The sequence below is a fragment of the Lachnoclostridium sp. MSJ-17 genome (assembly GCF_018918205.1).
Lineage (GTDB): Bacteria > Bacillota > Clostridia > Oscillospirales > Acutalibacteraceae > Ruminococcoides.
The window spans coordinates 1-1,619 of the sequence record NZ_JAHLQB010000008.1 but is presented as its reverse complement, the minus strand read 5'-3'; the positions used below and the strand labels follow the sequence as shown (position 1 = coordinate 1,619).

At 55.3% G+C, this 1,619-nt stretch carries 2 protein-coding genes; one reads left to right on the top strand and one right to left on the bottom strand.

Going from position 1 to position 1,619, the window contains the following annotated elements:
- The coding region (locus tag KQI64_RS00235; protein ID WP_216522777.1) for a glycine--tRNA ligase at nucleotides 1–1,296 on the top strand (1,296 nt) is incomplete at its 5' end.
- Between the two features lie 104 nt (nucleotides 1,297–1,400).
- Here the strand turns inward: KQI64_RS00235 and KQI64_RS00230 are convergent.
- Nucleotides 1,401–1,619 (bottom strand): hypothetical protein (locus KQI64_RS00230; RefSeq protein ID WP_216522776.1); only part of this gene is annotated, 219 nt, incomplete at its 5' end.

The window sequence follows — 1,619 nt, the reverse complement described above, 5'->3', positions numbered from 1 at the left end:
TACGGCGGCCTTGCCAATACCTGGGACTACGGCCCTCTGGGTATGGCGCTCAAGAACAACATCAAGGCGGCGTGGCTCAAGAAGTTCGTTCAGGAGAACAAGTACAACGTCGGTCTTGACGCCGCGATCCTGATGAATCCGCAGACATGGGTCGCTTCCGGTCACGTAGGCGGCTTCTCAGATCCTAAAATGGACTGCAAGGAGTGCAAGACCCGTCACCGCGCAGACGATCTGATCGAGGACTTTGACGGCACCAACGTTGCCGGCTGGTCGAACGAGCAGATGACAGACTACATCAACGAGCACCAGATTCCCTGTCCCAACTGCGGCAAGCACAATTTCACCGAGATCCGTCAGTTCAACCTGATGTTCAAGACCTTCCAGGGCGTTACCGAGGACAGCAAGAACGAGCTGTATCTCCGTCCCGAGACCGCTCAGGGCATCTTCGTAAACTTCGCTAACATCGCGCGTACAACAAGAAAGAAGCTTCCCTTCGGCGTATGTCAGGTCGGAAAATCCTTCCGCAACGAGATCACTCCCGGCAACTTTATTTTCCGCGTGCGCGAGTTCGAGCAGATGGAGCTTGAGTTCTTCTGCAAGCCCGGCACCGACCTCGAGTGGTTCGACTACTGGAGAAGCTACTGCCGCGACTTCCTCTACTCCCTCGGCATCAAGGAGGAGAACCTCAGACTCCGCGACCACGATCCCAAGGAGCTCGCGTTCTACTCCAAGGGTACTACCGACTTTGAGTACTTCTTCCCCTTCGGCTGGGGCGAGCTGTGGGGCATTGCCGACAGAACCGACTACGACCTTAACCAGCACATCAAGGAAAGCGGTCAGGCTCTCGATTACTTCGATCCCACCGACAACACCCGCTACGTTCCCTATGTCATCGAGCCGTCGCTCGGCGTGGAAAGACTCTTCCTCGCTACCGTTGTGGAGGCCTACGACGAGGAGCAGCTTGACGAGAAGGACAGCCGCGTAGTAATGCGCTTCCACCCGTACCTCGCGCCGTTCAAGGCAGCGGTACTTCCGCTCTCAAAGAAGCTCAGCGACAAGGCTGACGCGGTAAGAGAGCAGCTCTCAAAGGACTTCATGGTCGACTTCGACGACGCGGGCTCGATCGGCAAGCGTTACCGCCGTCAGGACGAGATCGGTACTCCGTTCTGCGTGACCTACGACTTCGACAGCATCGAAGACGGCTGCGTGACAGTCCGCGACAGAGATACGATGCAGCAGGAGAGAGTAAAGATCGACGAGCTCAACGCGTACATCGCGGAAAAGGTAAAGTTCTGATTTATATTTAAATAATATTAGCCGGCTTAAAACCATTTCGTGTTTTAAGCCGGCATTTTTTGTGTGGTATTAATCATATTTCCGCGGTTATTGCCAACCGATCCCTATTCCGCGCCGGGGCCGAATATCCTGAGGATCTCGTCCTTGTGCGCCATGATCGTGTCGTAGCCCTCCTGGATCGTCTCGTCAACACTGTCGATCGCAAAGAGCTGGGTATTCTCGTTCTTGATCTCAATCGCGAGATCAGCGAGCTTCTGCGACTTGCGGGTGCCGTCGATCGAGTAAACGTCGAGCGCGCGCCAGATGACCTTGATAAGACCGTC